Raw genomic sequence first — 18,545 nt, forward strand, 5'->3', positions numbered from 1 at the left:
ATAAGCAACATAACGATTCCGATCCGGAGTTGCATATCCTCATTCCCTTGAGATGCAGCTCTGAATCGTACCAACCCCATGCCTGACAAATTGAGCTTCAGATGAGTAAAGGCCCTACGATCAGTGACGTCGCCACTTTAGCTGGCCTCTCGAAAGGCGCCGTTTCTCGCTATCTGAACAACAAACTCGTGCTGCCTACTGAAACTGCGGCGCGACTGGAGGCAGCCATTCAAACCCTTGGTTTTCGTAGAAACCACTTTGCGCAACGCCTGAGCCGCGGGACAAGCGAGACGATCGGGCTGATTGTGCCTGAAATTTCAGATCAGTTTTTCGCAGAACTTGCCGAAGGTGCTGAACTCGAAGCCGCATCAGCCAACTATGGCCTCATTCTGGGAATTGGCCGCAATGACGTGTCGCGAGAGATTGATTTTCTTCGATGGCTCGACACTCACATGGTTGATGGTCTGCTCTTCGTTTCAAACCGACCGGATGATGGACAACTCCGAGATCACCTTAATCGCTACCGAAATATTGTTATTCTGGATGAAGATATTCCCGGCAGCCATGCAAGCAAAGTCTTCTGTGACAACGTGCAGGGCGCACTCTACGGCGTCAGACATCTTATCAGCGCAGGGCATCGATGTATTGCTCACGTGAGCGGACCATCTGCTTTGATGAGCGCGGCTGAACGCCTTTCGGGTTACAGGCAAGCTCTAGAGGAAGCAAACCTCTCATTTGACCCTGCTCTTGTCCTAAATGGCCTTTATAGCCGTGATTATGGTCGTCAGGCGGCTGTAGCGTTATCTGCCATGCACCCCAGGCCTGATGCAGTCTTCGCTGGCAGTGACTATATTGCGATTGGCCTGATCGAAGGATTTCTTGACCTAGGCCTTACCGTGCCTGGTGATCTGTCCATTCTTGGATTTGATGATATCGCTCCGGCTGACATGGTCACACCCCGCCTGACGACTATTCGACAGAATGCACAGACCATGGGACGCGAAGGTGTACGCCAATTGCTGGCAACCATGGGTAACCCAGCACGTCCTACCCTGGAAATCAGAACACCGATCGCACTGGTGCGGCGTGGCTCTGTCAGACACAGGGGGCGACATCTATCTATATAAGTAAATATTACTAAATATAAAAATTACACAATAAGATAAATTACTAATTGTTATTAATTTATTTCCAATTGCAACATTCAAGAACATAATTTGAAATTTCAAATTTAAAAATACCGTTTTATTTTAAAAACAAATTTAGGTTACGTTTCCGTTATGGATCAAACCCACATTATCGCTCGGTCGAAATCCATAATGATAAGAAACAAAAACAACTTGGTTCCACATGAAAGGAAGCCATGTGATGCGTTCTCGTGCTCCGAAAATTCGCTCGTTAAATCGGCGCCTCCTCGTCATGACTTGCCTGGGAACCAGCCTACCAGCCGGAATCATTGACGCCACATCGTTCTCGGAAGCACAGGCCGCTGCGACCGAACAGGAGGCGGAAAAATCTACTCCTCAACGGGAGGTCCGCTCACGTCGTCACGACATTCCCAGTGTGTCAGAACATCCGAAACCCCGACATGCACGTACGGAGATTAATTCCACGGCAGATGAAACTGTTCACGTGTCCAGCGTACAGCGAAGCCGAGGCGGCGGGATGATGCGTGTTGAAACTGCCCCATACGCAGTACAGACCATTACAAAATCGTTTATTGATATGCGGAGCCCCACAAGTACTGCCCTTGAACTCGTTCGAAATCTTCCAAGCGTCAACATTGCGGTCACCGACACGTCTGGCTTGCAGGGTGGACGCATTCAAAGCCGAAGCCTGACAGATGCTGATATGGCACTCATGATTGATGGCGGCCCTGCAGCCAGCGCGGCGTATATGGCAGAAAACGTTGAATCCGAAGACGTCGACAGCGTCAGCATGATGCCGGGTTCGTCTCCAATTGATCTTCCCGTAACATCAGCAGCCGCTGGCGTTTTGAATCAGGCCACTCATGATCCCTCACACAAATTTGGGGGAACGATGGATTTTTCATACGGCACAAACAATCTGGCACGCCAGTTCATTCGCCTTGAATCAGGAGACGTTGGCAACACGGGAAGCAGAGGGTTTGTCTCGTTTGCCCATACCCACGCACGCTCATGGTTTGGCGGCGGACGCAACGAGAAGATTCACGTGGATGTCGGCGTGCGAAAAGACTGGGCCAATGGCTCATATGCCCGCGCATTCATGGGGTGGAACCTCGAAGACTTTGTCGTCGACAGATATGGCACCGCCAATCAGTTTTATGACTTCAAACGGACGGGAAATAGCTACGGCCGGAAGGCTGAATTCGATGCGGTTGGTAACGATTACTGGAAAAACAACATCAACCACTGGATGCAGCTTTTCCTGACCGCGCCAATGCATGTTGTCCTCACACGACACCTGCATTTTGATCTCCGCCCCTACTACAACTGGGGACGCGGCTGGAGCGGAAGCGCGGGCGCTTTTTCAGGCGCAACGAGCGGCAATACTTATAAATCCGGAGTGCCAGTTGCCACCGGAACTCCCGTAACCAGCTTTTTCTTGCAGGATGGCGCATTCAGCGTCGGCCTAACAGCCATTCTTGGATACGATATCGATAAGCACAATCACTTTGAATTTGGCTACTGGTACCAAAATCAGGATTACACCCAGCACTTTCCAAGCAGCGTGACAACTGCCGAAGGCGCTAACCCAAGTCCCAATAATTCTACTTATCAGATCTATCGAAACGGCAGCCGCGTTTATCCAGGCAACACGGCAGGCTTTGAAATTCATTCGTTATTTTTTCAGGATACCGCAAAATACTTCCACGACCACCTTTTGGTGAATGCTGGCTTCAAATATGTCATGTCGAATGTTTGGTATATCGTTTATCCAAGCAAGCAAAAGCTTGGACAGAACCTGACTGCCCCATTGCCGCATGTGTCAATCAGCTATCACTTCAATGAGCACCATCAACTTTACATGAATGCAGAAGGTGACTTCAGACAGCCCGCATCCTCTGCGGTAGCGAACACGAATATCGATGGAACATTGCCTAAAAATCAGTATTCAATCAGAGAGGAGCTCGGCTATCGTTACAACGATAAATACCTCATCGTCGATCTTGATCTGTTCAATTACAACATCACAAATCGCCTCCTTTCCACTTATGTCGGGAACAACCAGACTGGCGTCGTAAATGCCGGGAATCAAACCGCTCGCGGCGTGGACTTGATGGTATCAACACAGCCTATTCACGGGCTCAGCCCTTATTTTTCTATGGAATACCTCAACGCCACAACTGATACCAATATCGCTGCTTCAGATATTAACGGAAGTCTTACGGCCTTTGCGAGTAAAGGAAAGCAGGCCCCGTTAGCTCCACATTTCATGGCAAACTTTGGCCTGACGTACACCTATAAAGGTATATTTGCGAACGGTGCCCTTCACTATACTGGCCCGCAATCGACAACGCTTGCGGGGGACCAGCGGATGCCGGGTTATTTCACAAACACGCTTTCACTGGGTTACCACTTCAAGCCCCTCTGGCATGCAAAGTCACCGACAATCCGACTGAACTTTACCAATCTTACCGGTGCAATCCTGCGCACAGGGGTCGTTGGCGTCGGTACAAATGCCAGCCAGGTCCGCCTTATGAACGGAAATCTTTCTAATACGGGTTCTGGTGCACAGTTTATTCTGGAACCCAGATTTACAGTTACAGGTACGGTCTCAACAGCTTTTTAAAAATTTTGAGAGATCTTGCACGAGGCACTTAAAGAAGACGGGAAATTCATATTCCAGTGAAATTTCCCGTCTTTGAAGGATAATTTTTATAACAAAATCCATTGCTTAAGATGAGGAAATATATGATGCACTGATAAGGTCCCAACATACCTGGAACGCCAATAATTATAATGATGCGACATCCTCAGAAATTTCAAAATCACGAAACATTTGCCTGCTTCTGAAAATTGGCCGAAAGACTATGTATGTCGGAAGCAGAAACCACTCTCGTCCTCCTCGCCATGATCGTTGTAAGCAGTCTGGCAGTTAAGGCGCTTTCCAATCGTGTCCCTGCCCCTCTGGTTCAGATCCTGCTCGGTAGTATTGCGTCTCTTCTCGGATTGCATATCGGACTGAAGCCAAGCCTGTTCATGCTGGTTTTCCTGCCCCCACTCCTTTTCACAGACGCTTTTCGTATGCCGTTGCGTGAGTTCTCAGAACTCCGTAGCGTAATTCTGTTTCTGGCATTCGGCCTTGTTGTGATTTCGACAGTCCTTTGCGGCTACGCAATTCACTGGATGATCCCGGCCGTTAGTCTCGCGGTATGCTTTACACTCGCTGCCGCCCTCTCTCCCACAGATACCGTTGCCGTCTCCAGCCTCATTGCAGGGCGCCGGGTGTCTGAGCGGCTGATCCATATCCTTAACGGCGAGGCTCTGTTCAATGACGCGTCGGGCCTTGTCTGCTTTCATTTTGCAATGATTGCCGCAATGACGGGAGAATTTTCGTACCGTCATGCTTTCAGTTCGTTCCTGCTGGTCTCGTTCGGAGGATTAACTATCGGAGCAGGGCTGGCATGGATTGCCGTACGCATTGAGCGCATCTTGCTTCGCCGCGGATTTGACGATCCTCTTATGCAGGTTTTGATGATCGTGCTTCTGCCATTCGGGATCTATCTCGCAGCCGAGACAGCGCATGCTTCAGGCATTCTGGCAGCTGTCGCCGGATGCATGGTTATCAAACTGACAGGAGTATCAGACGAAGCTGCAACCTCGACCCGACTGCAGGCGAGCACGGTTCTGGACACTGTCAGTTATGTTTTTAATGCCTTGATCTTCCTTCTTCTAGGGCTGCAACTTCCCTGGCTACTTGATGCTGGCGTAGAACTAGCTCACGAGCACAGCGCGCATTTCTGGCAACTCTCGTTACTGGTCGCGAGTGTTTATGCCATTATGTTCATTATCCGCTTTTGCGGAATTTGGGTTTCTATCATTCGCAGATGGGCAACTGCCCGGATGTCACATCGCACCTTCGCGTTCCCACACATCCTCGAGGTTGTGTTGCTCGCCTTCTCCGGTGTCCGTGGAGCCGTTACGCTGGCAGCAGTGCTTTCGCTCCCAGCCATCGGGATTGACCCGGAAGCGTTTCCTGAACGCAGCTTTGTAATTACTGTCGCAACTGGGGTAATTGTTCTCTCCCTCGTTATGGCAGCGATCGCTATTCCGCTGTGTATCCGATATCTGCCGCGCGATATGGCGGACAAGCACGCTCAGGAAGAAAGTCTTGCCCGCCAGCGCCTGCTTCAGGCGACTTTGCAGCTTTTGCACCGTGAACAAAGCCGCACAGAGAAAGACCGAAGTGAATCCCTTGACCAGGCAGACAGTGATCATAGCAACGAAGATATGAGGCTGGAGGTTCTCGGACGCCTGCTACAGACCTATGAAAACCGCCTCAGCCAAATTGATGGCCCAACCCAGTCCCCAGTGTTGACGCGGACGACAGCGCTGCGCCGTGAACGGATCGAACTGGCATTGCGCCTGATTGTCTTGCGGCTGCAGCGACAAACACTTCATGCGCTGGTGGACGCACGCGACATCAATGATCAGACGGAATGGGACATTCAGCGTGAACTTGACTACGAAGAACAGGTGATCCGCAGTCGCGTTCAGAGATTACCTCAAGATATTTAGAATCAATAAAAATAATACAATTAATATGAAGTAATTAGCTAAAAAATACTCTCCGCGCACCTATGACACTATAGAATATTAACCCTGAAAAGCGGTTATCCTATTTTCGATTTTTTAAGCTCGCGTTCGATCTCAATAAGCCTGTGTTTCCGCCAAAGTCCACCACCATATCCCGTCAAGGAGCCGTCCGCGCCAATAACGCGGTGGCATGGGATCATCAGCGCTATCTGGTTGGCACCATTGGCGCGCGCCACAGCTCTCACTGCGGAGGGACGGCCGATCTGCCGTGCAATGTCAGAATAGCTTCTGGTTTCACCAGCAGGAATTGTTCGCAAAGCCTCCCACACCTTTTGTGTAAAGGCGCTTCCGCTCACAGCAAGAGGGGTATGAAAACTGTCTGATCGCGCAGAAAAATAGGCAGCGAGTTCCGTTTCAGCCTGCTCTGATGGCGGCATACGGCCGATACCAATTCCCTCCGACGAGGCCTTGTTAAGTTTCTTGAGCTCTGCGGGCAGCGCTTTTCGATCTACGAACTCTAAAAGATGCAGATGACTGCGACTGCTGACAGCCATCATATCGCCCAAAGGTGTGGGTATCCATGTCGCCTGTAAAAACTTATTGGGGCGCAATTCTCCCGGTGCACATCCCAGCAGACGAGAAAAAGCCGCCCGAAACGCACTTGCCGACTCAAAGCTGACCTCATGTTGAGCCGTAATGACCTTGCCGCCCTCAGCTAACGCTTCGAACCCTTCTCTCAGACGCCTCTGACGCGCCATTTCCAGAAACGTCATTCCAAACTGTCGCTTGAAGCTCCGGCGGATTGTAGAAGGGTCGTAACCCAACCTGATAATACGGTCTTCGGACCACCGCACATCAGGACGTGTATCCAAAGCCTGCAAAAGGGCCAAAATTGCAGGGTCGGCAAGCGCTGCAGCCTGAAGAGGATGACAACGCTTGCATGGACGAAAACCCGCTTCAATACAGTCCCCAATAGTCGGGTAAAACGTACAATGCTCGCGCTTCGGTTTTCTGGCCGGACAGGTCAGGCGACAAAACACCCCGGTTGACGACACACAGACGAATGCCTGTCCGTCGAAATATTCATCGCGGGCGAGCAGAGCGGCATAGAGAGTATCTGGGTCAGGAAGATCGAATAGCATTCACAAAACCTATAGCCACCAACTCTCAAATGTCGCCGGTTTTCAGGCGTTGATTTTTTTATTTTCGGCGTAGCCTCTTCCATGGCACACAGATATCCGCCACGGGACGGATATCATTTTCTAAAGTTCGCTCGTCTAACGCCTCCATGAGAGGCGCAGATTTCAATTTTCTTCAGTCCGCAAATGAAAACACGTGATCTCGGATGGTCTGCCAAGCCGTAGTGCAAAACCTGGCCACAACCCGGTCCCATTACTGACGTAGAGCGCCATATTACCCACACTGTAGCCCCCGGAGACGTACCCGTTATTACCGCGGGCCACCAAACGATCTAACCCCAAAATCATTCCGCCGTGCGTGTGACCTGATAACTGCAGGGCAACGCCATATTCGGCTGAGACACGCGCATCCCCAGGTTGATGATCGAGCAATATGACCGGCGCTCCGTCCGGGCTCCCCTTAAGGGCTTCCTCTAAATCTGGGCCAGGCTGCCCATGGCCGGGCGCTGACCTGTCTGTCACGCCGGCAACTACCAACTGATCTTGCCCCTTGGTAACCACTGCATGGTCGTTCAACAGCATATAGAAGCCTAATCCCGACAGATGCTGCATCCAATCGGAATAATTGAAAAAATACTCATGATTTCCCGGAATTGCCAGTACACCATCACGCGCCTGCAAGCGGGCGAGTGGTGCGACATCAGCACGCCGCATTTCCACAGATCCGTCGATAAAATCTCCCGTCACAACGATCATGTCTGCGTCTGCCGCATTGGCATGCTCGACCATTGCCGCAGCCCATTTGGCCGGAAACAGCCGACTGATATGCATGTCACTCAACTGGAGCAGCCTGTATCCATCAAACACCCTGGGCAGACCGCAAATGGTGATCGTCACATCTTTGATTGGCGGTACGCGCAAAGCATTCGCAACACTCACAGCAGCCAGAACTCCCGCAAGCCCGCCAATAGCCTCTCGCGCACCAGCGGAGATATGGACTGGCTGCCATTCCGCGAGAGCGAAGACCAGCGCACCAACATCAAGCGCGATCTGGAACAGCGTGAGAAACAGGATTGCCCCAAAACCCCAGTTGAATAGGACGACGAAAGGTCGAGGAAATTCCGGCGCGAAAACGGAGCCCGACGAGAGCCGGGACCAGTAATGATAAAGCGCGGCAACGATCACCAGAACGCTTCCAAACATTTTCGCAGCGAGAGGCAGCGGAAGCGGCCAGAGCCAGTTCAGGATCACGACAAGGAGGGGCAAACCGAAAACAACAAGACGCACGGCAATCAGCCTCCTCGCATAAAAGCACCAAGAGACGACCATCGCCTCTTAGCCGTAGAAACATTCACTACGTCCATGTGCTGGACGTCAAAACTACGCATGATCTCAAGACATGAGACATGCTTACATTTCAGGAAAAGCTCTCTCCAACCATCTCTTCGCTCTTCTTCCAAAGAGCCTCGGCATGAGCCAGATCGAGCGCATAAGACCGCACGCCCTCATCCCCCAGACCAAGCGGTTGATCATCAGAGACGATTGGGCTCACGTGGCAGTCTTCACAGTAACGACCACCTATAGCATCTGCATCCGCCACAATCCCTGCCCAAACTGATGTAGCGGCGCCTTCCGGGATGGTCTTGAACTGGAATGGTGGCTTTCCCTCTTTGGCCGCCTGTTCATTGATGCCTGTGACCATAGCCTCGATTGCTCCTGCAGGCATATGACGAGGGAGTTCAGTCAAGATACCGCCGGGATGAACGGCTGTAGCCCGCACGCCACGAGCACGATGACGCGCGTCGAACGCAACGGCAAAGAGGATATTTGCGGTCTTGGAGCGCCCGTAAGCAACAAATGGCTCATAGGAAGTGTGGTCAAAATTCGGATCTTCCAGATCGACATCTGAAAAGCGATGACCTGCGGACGACAAGTTCACCAGTCGGGCGCCATTGTTCATAAGCCCCGCTATCCGGTTAATGAGCACAAAGTGACCAAGATGATTGGTTCCGAACTGTGTCTCGAACCCGTTCTTCGTATGCCCGAACGGGGTAGCCATGACGCCAGCGTTGGCAATGACCAGATCAAAAGATAGACCAATACTGTTCAACTGGTCTGCACACGCCCGGACACTGCCAAGGTCTGCAAGATCCAGCGCAATCAGCTCAAACTGTCCTCCCCCAGATTCGGCGTCTGCACGAACCTGAGCAGTCGCATTTTCAGCCTTATCCAGATTGCGCACTGCCCCCACGACATGTGCACCATGAGCAGCAAGAGCACGTGCAGTTTCGATGCCCAGGCCCGCAGAAACGCCTGTTACGAGAATGCGTTTTCCCTTGAGGGACAAACCAGAGAGGACATCATCGGTTGTTGATGTTGCGCCAAAAATCTTCGTCATTCGTGAAACTCCTGGGCGTGGTGAAACCACACGAGAGATGATATATGGAGCATTGCTCCGTTTTACATATGCGGAGCCATCCTCCGTTTAACAAGAGGGAGCCAATGGCTGAGGATAAAAAACTTCGACGCAGACCGCGCAGCGATGGTCAGCGCAACAGAGAGCACTTGCTGAACGTGGCGAAAACTGCGTTCACGGCGGGAGAAATCGACATTCCCCTGGATGAGGTTGCGCGACGTGCAGGCGTCGGGATCGGCACTCTTTATCGGCACTTTCCCAACCGCGATGCTCTCATTGAGGCTGTTTACCGTATTGAACTCGACCGCCTCGCAGACGCAGCACCTGTCCTAGCCACACAGCATCCGCCAGTCGAAGCGCTTCGCGCATGGATGCGCCTGTTCGTGGATTACATTGCCGCAAAGCAGGTCATTGCACCTGCACTTAACGGGCTGGTTGGCGGAACAAGCGCGCTCTATGTTCAGTCCGGAATTGTGCTTCAAGGAGCGATTGACACACTCGTAGCAGCTGCTGTTGCAAGTGGAGATCTCAACGCTGAAATCGAACCGCTCGACCTGCTCCGAGCGTTGGCTGGCGTGTCGAATTTTTCAGCCGGTCCCGGGTGGGAAACAAGTGCAAAGCGCCTCGTCGACATCCTTATTGCGGGATCAAGAGCACCCTGACTGTAAACAAAAAAGGTCGACCGATATTCGGTCTCCCTGCCCTATCTACAAGTGCGTATAACTGCACCTTGTTAGAGACTGACTGTTCTTCATAAAGCGGATTTTGAGATCTTTCGTCCTGACCTAGACAAGGCTTTGACCTATTCAGACGGTCGTAACGGTTGGCGACTACCATTTGATCCGGCGCTGATGTTCAAGATCCTGGTGATCCAGACATTGAACAACCTGTCCAACGAACGGACGGAATACCTGATCAATGAATGTCTGTCCTTCATGCGCTTTCTCGGTCTGGGCCTATCTGTCAAATCGGGTGCATGAGCGAAAACGGTCTGGCTGTTTCGTGAACGTCTGACACAGATGGGCGCGACTGAAAGACTGTTTGATCGCTTTGAGGCCACCCTGCGGAATGCGAATTATCTGCCGATGTCAGACCAGATCCTGGACGCGACATTGGTGGCAGCTCCCAAACAGCGCAACGCCAATGAGGAGATGGCGGATATTCGGGCAGGACGGATCCATCAAGACTGGCAGGGCAAGCTTTCAAAGCTTTCCCATAAGAATCGTCATGCAAGCTGGACACTGAAGTTCACCAAGGGAAAGCGACAGGAGGACGGGACGATCCTCTCAACGGATCTCGCGCTTCCGTTCTTTGGCTACAAATAATGCATCTCCATCGACCGGAAGTTTCGGCTAGTCGGAAAATGGAAAGCGACAGATGCACCCGCCCGTGACGGTGCCAGATTGAAAGAAGGGTTGGTTGATCGCAGTAATACAGCATCCGATGTTTGGGCGGATACGGCTTACCGCTCAAAAGCCAATGAATCTTTCATGGAAAAGCGAGGCTTTGTGTCAAAGGTCCACAAGAAAAAGCCTCATCTCAAGCCTAGGATCTGTTAGGTCTTGAGGTGATCTGTGGTTGCGGCGATGCAGATGCAGCCTTGAGATGAGCCCGAATGTTCGTGGCATCAAGGAAGACCATACCCAGAGCCGGATCCTGATCCTTTCACCTGTTCAAAGAGAGCCTGCCAGACGCCGGCTTTTGCCCAACGGATGAAGAGTTGGGCTGCAGTCCTCCAGGGTCGAGTTCCGCAGGTATGGCCCGCCACTTCGTCCCGTTCTGATGGCGCCAGAAAATCGCCGATATGGTCCGTCGCAGATCACGAGGCGGGGTTTTGCCTTTCGGACGGACCGTTTCGATCAGAGATTCCCAGACCGACCACGCATCATCGGAAAAGACAGACTGCATCATGCTCATCACAAAGAGCTATGCAGTTCCCGTCACCATTTAAGGCCTAACAGGCCCTAGACTGTTTATCTGAACAGTCGGCATTGCTCGCGCTACCATGAGGATCGGGCTGGCCAATATTGTCTACAACATGCGCGCTTCCTTTTCCTGGAGCAGATTAACGCCGCCACATAACAATCCAGCAGATGATAGCCCCCGATATGCTCAAAACGCAGAGCAAAATCATTCCAGAACCATCAAGACCTGATCGGTGATCATAAAATCAGGATACTGCGAAATTAATCAAAGGTTCTTCAATCCCTCCAGCTATTTTCCCCGTCAGGCTAATACTACAGAATACAGCATACCATGCGGCCCGTAGATCGTGTGTCGGAGAGGAGTTGAGATGAAGACGTGCCAAATCCTGGGTGTTCCAACACAAAGTGGAACATCCGAAAGAGGATGCATTATGGGCCCGACAGCCTTTCGCATTGCCGGCCTTCCAGATATCCTGCAGGGTCTTGGATGGGCGGTGACAGATGTGGGAGATGCCGTGCCTACAGAAATGCCAGACGTAAGCCATTCCAACCCCGCCGTGCGAAATCTGGATGCGATCATCGCCTGGACCAAAAGTGTGAGCGAGCGGGCCTATGGAATGGCCAGATCCTGCGACTTTCCTATCTTCCTGGGGGGCGATCATTCCATGTCAGCCGGAACAGTCTCTGGTGTCGCCCGCCACTCAAAGGACCTAGAACAGCCTCAGTTCGTCCTGTGGCTGGACGCACATACAGATCTGCATACCCTCCACACGACGACCAGCGGTAATCTGCACGGCACACCTGTCGCTTACTTCACGGGTCAATCGGGTTTCGAGGGCTTCCCGCCTCCTGCAGCCCTCGTTGATCCCCACAACATGTGCATGATGGGTATCCGGTCAGTCGATCAGGCTGAAAAACGTCATGTCGCGGAAATCGGGATTACGGTTTTCGATATGCGGGCGATCGACGAGCAGGGAATTGTCGCTCCGCTTAACAGCTTTCTAGACCGCGTCCGGGCTGCCAACGGGCGCCTGCATGTGAGCCTTGATGTTGATTTCCTTGATCCGGATATTGCCCCTGCGGTCGGCACGACTGTGTGCGGCGGGGCAACATTCCGTGAAGCGCACCTCATCATGGAAATTCTTCATGACAGCGGCCTCGTGACGTCGCTGGATCTGGCGGAACTCAACCCCTTCCTTGATGTCCGCGCAAAAACCGCCCTGCTCATGACCGATCTGGCCGCCAGCCTCTTCGGCCGCCGTGTTCTCGAACGTAAAACAAGGACCTATTGAGATGCCTTTTTCTGCTCCCGCCCCTTCACATCTCGCCTTTGTGCCGTTCGTGTCGGTCCAGAACATGATGGCGCTCGTCCATACAATCGGGATTGAGACCTTTCTGCGGGAACTTGGAGAATATCTGGAGGCTGACTTCAAACGCTGGCCTGAATTCGACAAAACCCCGCGTGTGGCCGCTCACTCCGCCGAAGGCGTCATTGAACTGATGCCCACGAGCGACAGCAACCTATACGGCTTCAAGTACGTCAACGGCCATCCGAAGAACATGAAGGAGGGTCTTCAGACAGTAACGGCCTTCGGCATGCTGGCGGATGTCGGATCTGGCTACCCGGTGCTCCTGTCCGAAATGACGCTGCTGACCGCGCTTCGCACGGCCGCAACGTCCGCCATGGCCGCAAAATATCTGGCTCCGGCAAACGCCAAGACAATGGCCATCATCGGAAACGGCGCACAGTCTGAATTCCAGGCTATGGCCTTCCGCGAAATAGTCGGCATTCAGACGCTGCGTCTGTATGATCTCGACCGGGCAGCTTCGGAAAAATGTGCCCGTAACCTGAGCGAACAGGGCTTTGACATTACAATCTGCAAGACCAGTGAGGAGGCCGTTGAAGGCGCCGACATCATCACGACCGTAACTGCCGACAAGCAGTGCGCGACGATCCTGTCCGACAATATGGTCGGAGCTGGCATTCATATTAACGCCGTTGGTGGTGACTGTCCTGGCAAGACAGAACTTCAGCGCGATATTCTGCTGCGTTCCACGATTTTTGCGGAATACCCGCCTCAGACGCGCATTGAAGGTGAAATCCAGCAGCTTCCGGAAGACCATCCCGTCACGGAACTGTGGCAGGTCATTAACGGTGAGGCCAAAGGCCGCGCCAGTGACAGCCAAATCACGCTGTTTGATTCCGTAGGTTTCGCAATCGAGGACTTCTCCGCCCTGCGCTATGTTCGCGACAAGCTGGAAGCAACCGGTCTGTACGAAAAGCTCGACATGGTGGCCGATCCTGATGATCCGCGTGATCTGTTCGGTATGCTTCAGCGCTCCAAAGGCACGGACACGCTCTGAGACGAAATTCTGGCTGCCTCGGCTCTCCCTTATCTTTAAAAACGTATTTACCGATATGATCATTAGGCGAATTCCGGATCATATGGTCCGGAATTGGATTCCGCATTTTTATTCGTTCTTTCAAGGAATGGAGGGTAGCTTTAACTTCCCCCCTCCCCATCAAACCTTAAAAGCGAGCGTCAATTCGGCCGAAGTAATATCCGCCAGTCATTGGAACTTGAGCGGAATTAGCATCATAGATTCTCGCTCCATAGTTATTGTTTAGGTCGTTAACCCGACGAGGGCGAATATTGAAAATATTATTCGCTCCCACAGTGAGATGCCAGTGCGAATTAACACGGTATCCAACTTCAAGATCAGTAAGCCACCGTGGCGTATTTTTGAATTGAGCAAAGCACTTATTGGAATACCGTAATGCACTAGCAACACCGTTGCTGACACACTGGGCACCGCTCGGGGTCCAGTCTTGATACGCCAGCATCGCCGTTGTTTCACCATACCGGGTCTGCCGCAGGTTGATATCCCAGTTATCAACCGTCCAGTAAGCATTCAGGATAAGCTTGCTACGGGGATAAGACGTCGTAATGTAACTGGCACTGGCAGCTGTCAAAAGAGGTGTCGTCACGCCATTGACGGTTGTAGTTCCTACATGGCTCAGGCGCGTCCGGTTTAGATCAAGAGAAGCAGAGAGCGCCAGATTTCCGTAGTTATGCAGATGCAGAAGATAATCAGCTTTTACGTCAAGACCTTGCGTTCGCGTACTGGCTCCGTTCGCAAAGTAGTACGTACTAACTGCATTGGGATCGAGACCAGACGGCAACACAAAACCTAACTGTTGAACGGCATTAATGGCCGTCTGCCCGTTGGTCGAACCGCCGGCAATGATGCGGTCGCGAACATTGATCTGGTACGCATCGACTTCGACATGAAAGTCTTTCAGAGGCTGCAGAACAAAGCCTCCACTGGCGTTTGTGGACCTTTCAGGTTTGAGAGCGGCGGCCCCAAGAATCCGGGCAGATTCAGAACTGACGGGTAACAGACCGGACACACTGGTTGCACCAACATTGATGGCACTAAAATGCTGTTCAGCAAGCGTTGGCGCGCGAAACCCGTTACTGATAGTCGCTCGAACGGCAATGCGCGGCGTGATATCATAGCGCGTCGAAATTTTTCCGTTTTCGGTATTTCCGACGTCCGTATAATGCTCAAAACGACCTGCGAAATCCAGGTCCCAGTTTTTCGTCGGATGGAAATCACCATCCAGATATCCCGCCCAGATATCGCGGCTCCAGTTTCCCGCATTCTGCGGTTGAAGGCCTACATATCCTGCCATTCCACCGGCTTCGTAAGAGGGTGGCGTCCCCTCTTCGATTTTGTAGGTCTCAAGGCGATGTTCTGCGCCAAACGCGACAGTGACCGGAACTCGGGAGGCAATGTTGAAGTTTCTCTTGAAATCGAGATTGTTCGTCCATTGCGCCATACGGTACGTTTCAGCGCGCGTTGTCGTAGGAGACCATCCACAGCCATCAGTCGAAAGATAGGGACTTGTGCTTCCAGGGTTCGCTGAACGCACGAGGCAATTGCTGCTCAACATGCCGGCGTTAATACTGTTTTTATCGCCTATATCGTTCTCGTCTGCGCCGTATGTGGTGCTAAGATCCCATGAAAAGCCGAGAAAATTATTCCCTTTCAGACCGAGAGTTGCCGCGTAATCATTTTCTTCAATCGTTTCGAGCGGAGAAAAACCATAAGGGTAGACCGACGGGAGTGTACTGGGAACGCGATAGTTCTGATAAGATTCAGCATGCCGATGTGCATATGTAATCAAACCATAACCTTCGATACCGTCCGTCAGCTTCTTCCCGAAATCTATACTCAGGTTCTGTCGGGTTTCCTCTGGCGTGCTCGTCACCTTATTTGAATCTTTGGGCACGGAGACTGAGCCGGTATACATTGAGGTTCCCGCACCTGCGGGTTTGTAGTTCAGCAGGCGATGATCTTCAGTATACGGCACCATATGATCCGTATGATACAACTGACCGCTGATGTGCAGGTATCCATCACGCCCCAAAGACAGTCCACCGTCGACACTGGCCTGATACTGCCACCCGTCGCCGTTGTAAGCATTGGCACCAGTCTGAAAACTGGTGTTCAGGCCGTGGTTTGTCTTCTTGGTGATGATGTTCACCACGCCTGCGATGGCATCAGATCCGTAAAGCGCCGCCGCACCATCCTCCAGAACCTCGATATGGTCGATCGCGGCCGCCGGAATCATGTTGAGGTCGACCGGCGTCGCCCCGAAGGCAGGCCCCGCATCTGCGTAGATATTGGCCGTCGTATGACGTCTCTTGCCATCTACCAGAACAAGAACCTGGTTGGGATTTAGCCCACGCATACGAAAAGCTGATGTCAGAGCTCCCGCATCATTGCCCATGTTGCTGACGTTGATGGAAGAATATGTGCGTGTAATGGCTTGAGCGAGGTTCATTTCTCCGGAACGACGCAACACCTCGGCCGAGATAACGGAAATTGGCGTTGTGCTCTGCCGGGCTTTACGATTTGTGGCGTGTGTTCCCGTGACAATCAGCGTCTCATTGCTGCCAGCCTCAGCAGAATGACCTGGCTTCGTTTTTGCGGAATGCTGCTTTACGGGCGCAGACTTAGCTTTCGAGGAGCCCACAGCATCTTCTGAGTAGGCGCTTGCACTCAAAAGCGACGAAAACAGGCACGAAGTTACAAAGAGGGATTTTCTGATTTTCATGAATACGTTTTCCAGGCAGGAACCAGCGGTCAGTGAACCAGGCTCTCCTACAACCAACCTACTGCGAAAAGGATGAAATAAATATGAAACAGCAGGTTATATTATATAATATTTCTTGATTAATTATCGATTTATATTTCTAAATTAATCCTGATGCTTGCATTCATCCAGAGAAATACCGGGAGCTCCAACTTTGTCACATTGCAATCGCCGCACTCTACTGCAGAATGCCAGCCTCGTCCTTCCTGCTATCGCCACGATAGGAGCGCGATCGGTTGCACATGCCGCAGAGCTGAAACATGCGCGGCTTAATGTTACAGAAAATCCTTTTGGCCCCTCTCCTGCCGCAAAACGCGCCATTGCACAGAGCATTTCGCAAGCCGCTTACTACGTGGAAGACGAACACGCTCTGCGAGACATTATTGGAAAGCGGGAAAATCTACCCCGCGAGAAAGTCGCGCTTTCCAACGGCTCATTGGATGCTCTTTCTCTCTTTTGCACCGATATCGGCCTAAAAGGTCACATCGTCGCCCCTCAACCCGGATATTCCACTCATTTGTCGTATGCTGCACGTCGCGGCGTTAAAACTCGTTTTATTCCACTGAAAAATCATCAGGTCGATTTGGCGGCCATGAAAAATGCCATCAACGCAGAAACGGCCTTAGTCTATTTATGCAACCCCAATAACCCGACAGGTCAGATGATCCCACACGATCAGTTGACAGCTTTCTGCCGCGAAGTTGCAAAAAGCATTCCAGTCATCATTGATGAGGCTTACTTTGAGCTGCTTCCCACCGCGATGCAGCAGACAATGGCGTCACTCGTCCAATCTGATCTGGATATCATCGTGACGCGGACATTTTCAAAAGTCTACGGAATGGCCGGCCTCAGAATTGGATATGTCCTGGCGCAACCAGCACGCGTCCGTCAGCTCTACAGCCTCACAACAACATCTCGCAATCAGCCTGGATACGCCGCGGCAATGGCGTGCCTTGGTGATGAACACTATTTAGCCGGTGCGATTGAATACCTCAAAACCTGCCGAAACATGCTTTACAAGATTTGTGACGAGAACAAACTTTCATACCTCGAAAGCCAAGGAACGTTTGTTTATATCGACACAGAAAGATCCGCCTCGGCTGTAAAAGAAGCGCTTGCACAACGGGGCGTAGATATCCGGACGTTCGATGCTCCGGGTTATGAAACATGGATCCGGGTGGGAACGGCAACGCCAGACGAACTCAAACTTTTCCAGAAGGCGTTACCTGCCGTTTTGGCGGCTGTCTCTCGAAGTCCCAAGCACGGATAATATAGACAGGCTTCCGAGAAAACTTAGAGCATATAGGCATTAAAGCTCTATCCTTCCGTGTAATCAGGCCTGCTTTAGCTCTTTGCAGAAACAGGCCTGAAGTGATCATGATTAACGGGGTGCATAAGCTTATTTTTTCTAATTCGAGACGCCATATCCCGATTATGAACTCCGAAATGATCTCTGATAACAGGGCTTTCACCCGTATTCTGAGCAACAAGAGACGCCCCCATCACAACCAATAAATCTCGCCGCTACAAAATTTTTTCTGAACGCCTTGAAAACATACCGTCCGGACGGTATTTAAAAATCTATGGCAAACCTTTCCAAACGCACCAACCGTCCGGAAGCCGTGAAAAGCGACCTTCTGAATGCTGCCGCGCACATCCTGACAACACGTGGAATTCAGGCCTTCACGCTTGAACTGGTGGCGAAGGAAGCGGGCGTGAGCAAAGGAGGCCTTCTGCATCATTTCAGCAATAAAAAGGCCCTTCTCGATGGTCTTTTTATCCGGGAAATGGAGACCTTTCGGCAGCACATTCTTGCAACGATGCAAAATGATCCCGTCAAAGTCGGCCGTGCTGCACGTGCCTATATTGGCATCGGACAAGCCTCCACATCCGCACCGCCAGGCATTATTCGTCATCTTCTGGCTGCCATGCTGATTGATCCACAAATCAGTCAGGAATGGACACACCATTACTGGCAAACCATCAAATCCATTGGGCTTTTCGAGAACATCACTACACCCCAGCTTCTAGCGTGCTTAGCGATGGATGGCTTGTCTCTATGGGATATTCTTGAAACCGATCTTCTAAGCCAGAAGAGCCGTGAAGATCTGGAAAAGTTCATGACCGAACTTACAGGAAAATCAGAGAAAAAATCCTGAA

12 protein-coding genes and 2 pseudogenes are annotated in these 18,545 nt (G+C 51.7%); 9 read left to right on the plus strand and 5 right to left on the minus strand.

Going from position 1 to position 18,545, the window contains the following annotated elements; genetic code table 11:
• Positions 1-101 precede the first annotated feature (101 nt).
• The 3 genes from KP705_RS03650 (at position 102) to KP705_RS03660 (ending at position 5,723) form a co-directional block, all read left to right on the plus strand.
• The gene (locus KP705_RS03650) at positions 102-1,127 is read left to right on the plus strand and encodes a LacI family DNA-binding transcriptional regulator (protein ID WP_215764041.1); all 1,026 of its coding nucleotides are present in this window, start codon (positions 102-104) and stop codon (positions 1,125-1,127) included.
• 538 nt (positions 1,128-1,665) lie between these two features.
• The gene (locus KP705_RS03655; RefSeq protein WP_046902151.1) at positions 1,666-3,774 is read left to right on the plus strand and encodes a TonB-dependent receptor; all 2,109 of its coding nucleotides are present in this window, start codon (positions 1,666-1,668) and stop codon (positions 3,772-3,774) included.
• A 245-nt stretch (positions 3,775-4,019) separates the two neighbouring features.
• On the plus strand, positions 4,020-5,723 hold the full coding sequence (locus KP705_RS03660; RefSeq protein ID WP_215764042.1) for a Na+/H+ antiporter: 1,704 nt from the start codon (positions 4,020-4,022) through the stop codon (positions 5,721-5,723).
• A gap of 95 nt (positions 5,724-5,818) precedes the next feature.
• Here the strand turns inward: KP705_RS03660 and KP705_RS20875 are convergent, their stop codons facing one another.
• From KP705_RS20875 to KP705_RS03675, 3 genes are all read right to left on the minus strand, one after another.
• Complete coding sequence (locus KP705_RS20875; protein WP_215764043.1) at positions 5,819-6,883, minus strand: bifunctional transcriptional activator/DNA repair enzyme AdaA; 1,065 nt, start codon at positions 6,881-6,883, stop codon at positions 5,819-5,821.
• A 162-nt stretch (positions 6,884-7,045) separates the two neighbouring features.
• Positions 7,046-8,167: a metallophosphoesterase gene (locus tag KP705_RS03670; RefSeq protein WP_215764044.1), complete on the minus strand. Its 1,122-nt coding sequence runs from the start codon at positions 8,165-8,167 to the stop codon at positions 7,046-7,048.
• A gap of 130 nt (positions 8,168-8,297) precedes the next feature.
• Positions 8,298-9,278 (minus strand): SDR family NAD(P)-dependent oxidoreductase, encoded by a 981-nt coding sequence (locus KP705_RS03675; protein WP_215764045.1) that lies wholly within the window; start codon positions 9,276-9,278, stop codon positions 8,298-8,300.
• A 104-nt stretch (positions 9,279-9,382) separates the two neighbouring features.
• On the opposite strand from KP705_RS03675, the gene KP705_RS03680 reads away from it, so the two are divergent.
• Entirely contained in the window at positions 9,383-9,958 is a 576-nt protein-coding gene (locus KP705_RS03680; protein WP_215764046.1) for a TetR/AcrR family transcriptional regulator, read from the plus strand.
• A 99-nt stretch (positions 9,959-10,057) separates the two neighbouring features.
• Positions 10,058-10,843, plus strand: a pseudogene (locus tag KP705_RS03685) (transposase); the annotation flags it as partial.
• A gap of 37 nt (positions 10,844-10,880) precedes the next feature.
• On the opposite strand, the pseudogene KP705_RS03690 reads toward KP705_RS03685, so the two are convergent.
• Positions 10,881-11,204: pseudogene (locus tag KP705_RS03690) on the minus strand (transposase); the annotation flags it as partial.
• A 385-nt stretch (positions 11,205-11,589) separates the two neighbouring features.
• Here KP705_RS03690 and rocF point away from each other — a divergent pair.
• Together rocF and KP705_RS03705 are read left to right on the plus strand one after the other, a co-directional pair.
• The gene (gene rocF / locus KP705_RS03700) at positions 11,590-12,513 is read left to right on the plus strand and encodes an arginase (RefSeq protein WP_046901973.1); all 924 of its coding nucleotides are present in this window, start codon (positions 11,590-11,592) and stop codon (positions 12,511-12,513) included.
• Between the two features lies 1 nt (position 12,514).
• Positions 12,515-13,585 carry an ornithine cyclodeaminase gene (locus tag KP705_RS03705; RefSeq protein WP_046901974.1) on the plus strand — a complete coding sequence of 357 codons (1,071 nt, stop codon included), beginning with the start codon at positions 12,515-12,517 and terminating at the stop codon, positions 13,583-13,585.
• A 166-nt stretch (positions 13,586-13,751) separates the two neighbouring features.
• On the opposite strand, the gene KP705_RS03710 is transcribed toward KP705_RS03705, so the two are convergent.
• Positions 13,752-16,346 (minus strand): TonB-dependent siderophore receptor, encoded by a 2,595-nt coding sequence (locus tag KP705_RS03710; RefSeq protein ID WP_215764048.1) that lies wholly within the window; start codon positions 16,344-16,346, stop codon positions 13,752-13,754.
• A 193-nt stretch (positions 16,347-16,539) separates the two neighbouring features.
• Between KP705_RS03710 and KP705_RS03715 the strand changes: the two genes are divergently transcribed.
• Positions 16,540-17,655 (plus strand): histidinol-phosphate transaminase, encoded by a 1,116-nt coding sequence (locus KP705_RS03715; protein WP_252348205.1) that lies wholly within the window; start codon positions 16,540-16,542, stop codon positions 17,653-17,655.
• Positions 17,656-17,968: 313 nt separating this feature from the next.
• On the plus strand, positions 17,969-18,544 hold the full coding sequence (locus KP705_RS03720) for a TetR/AcrR family transcriptional regulator (RefSeq protein ID WP_046901977.1): 576 nt from the start codon (positions 17,969-17,971) through the stop codon (positions 18,542-18,544).
• The last annotated feature ends 1 nt before the right edge of the window (position 18,545 follow it).

The sequence above is a fragment of the Gluconobacter sp. P1D12_c genome (genome assembly GCF_018812105.1).
GTDB lineage: Bacteria > Pseudomonadota > Alphaproteobacteria > Acetobacterales > Acetobacteraceae > Gluconobacter > Gluconobacter oxydans_A.

What these genes read in the sequence shown, in the direction of transcription:
- KP705_RS03705 (WP_046901974.1), top strand. Translation starts at nt 12,515, where the DNA reads ATGCCTTTTTCTGCTCCCGCCCCTTCACATCTCGCCTTTGTGCCGTTC.
- KP705_RS03655 (WP_046902151.1), top strand. Translation starts at nt 1,666, where the DNA reads ATGATGCGTGTTGAAACTGCCCCATACGCAGTACAGACCATTACAAAA.
- KP705_RS03720 (WP_046901977.1), top strand. Translation starts at nt 17,969, where the DNA reads ATGGCAAACCTTTCCAAACGCACCAACCGTCCGGAAGCCGTGAAAAGC.
- KP705_RS03710 (WP_215764048.1), bottom strand. Translation starts at nt 16,346, where the DNA reads ATGAAAATCAGAAAATCCCTCTTTGTAACTTCGTGCCTGTTTTCGTCG.
- KP705_RS03660 (WP_215764042.1), top strand. Translation starts at nt 4,020, where the DNA reads ATGTCGGAAGCAGAAACCACTCTCGTCCTCCTCGCCATGATCGTTGTA.
- KP705_RS03650 (WP_215764041.1), top strand. Translation starts at nt 102, where the DNA reads ATGAGTAAAGGCCCTACGATCAGTGACGTCGCCACTTTAGCTGGCCTC.
- KP705_RS20875 (WP_215764043.1), bottom strand. Translation starts at nt 6,883, where the DNA reads ATGCTATTCGATCTTCCTGACCCAGATACTCTCTATGCCGCTCTGCTC.
- rocF (WP_046901973.1), top strand. Translation starts at nt 11,590, where the DNA reads ATGAAGACGTGCCAAATCCTGGGTGTTCCAACACAAAGTGGAACATCC.
- KP705_RS03675 (WP_215764045.1), bottom strand. Translation starts at nt 9,278, where the DNA reads ATGACGAAGATTTTTGGCGCAACATCAACAACCGATGATGTCCTCTCT.
- KP705_RS03680 (WP_215764046.1), top strand. Translation starts at nt 9,383, where the DNA reads ATGGCTGAGGATAAAAAACTTCGACGCAGACCGCGCAGCGATGGTCAG.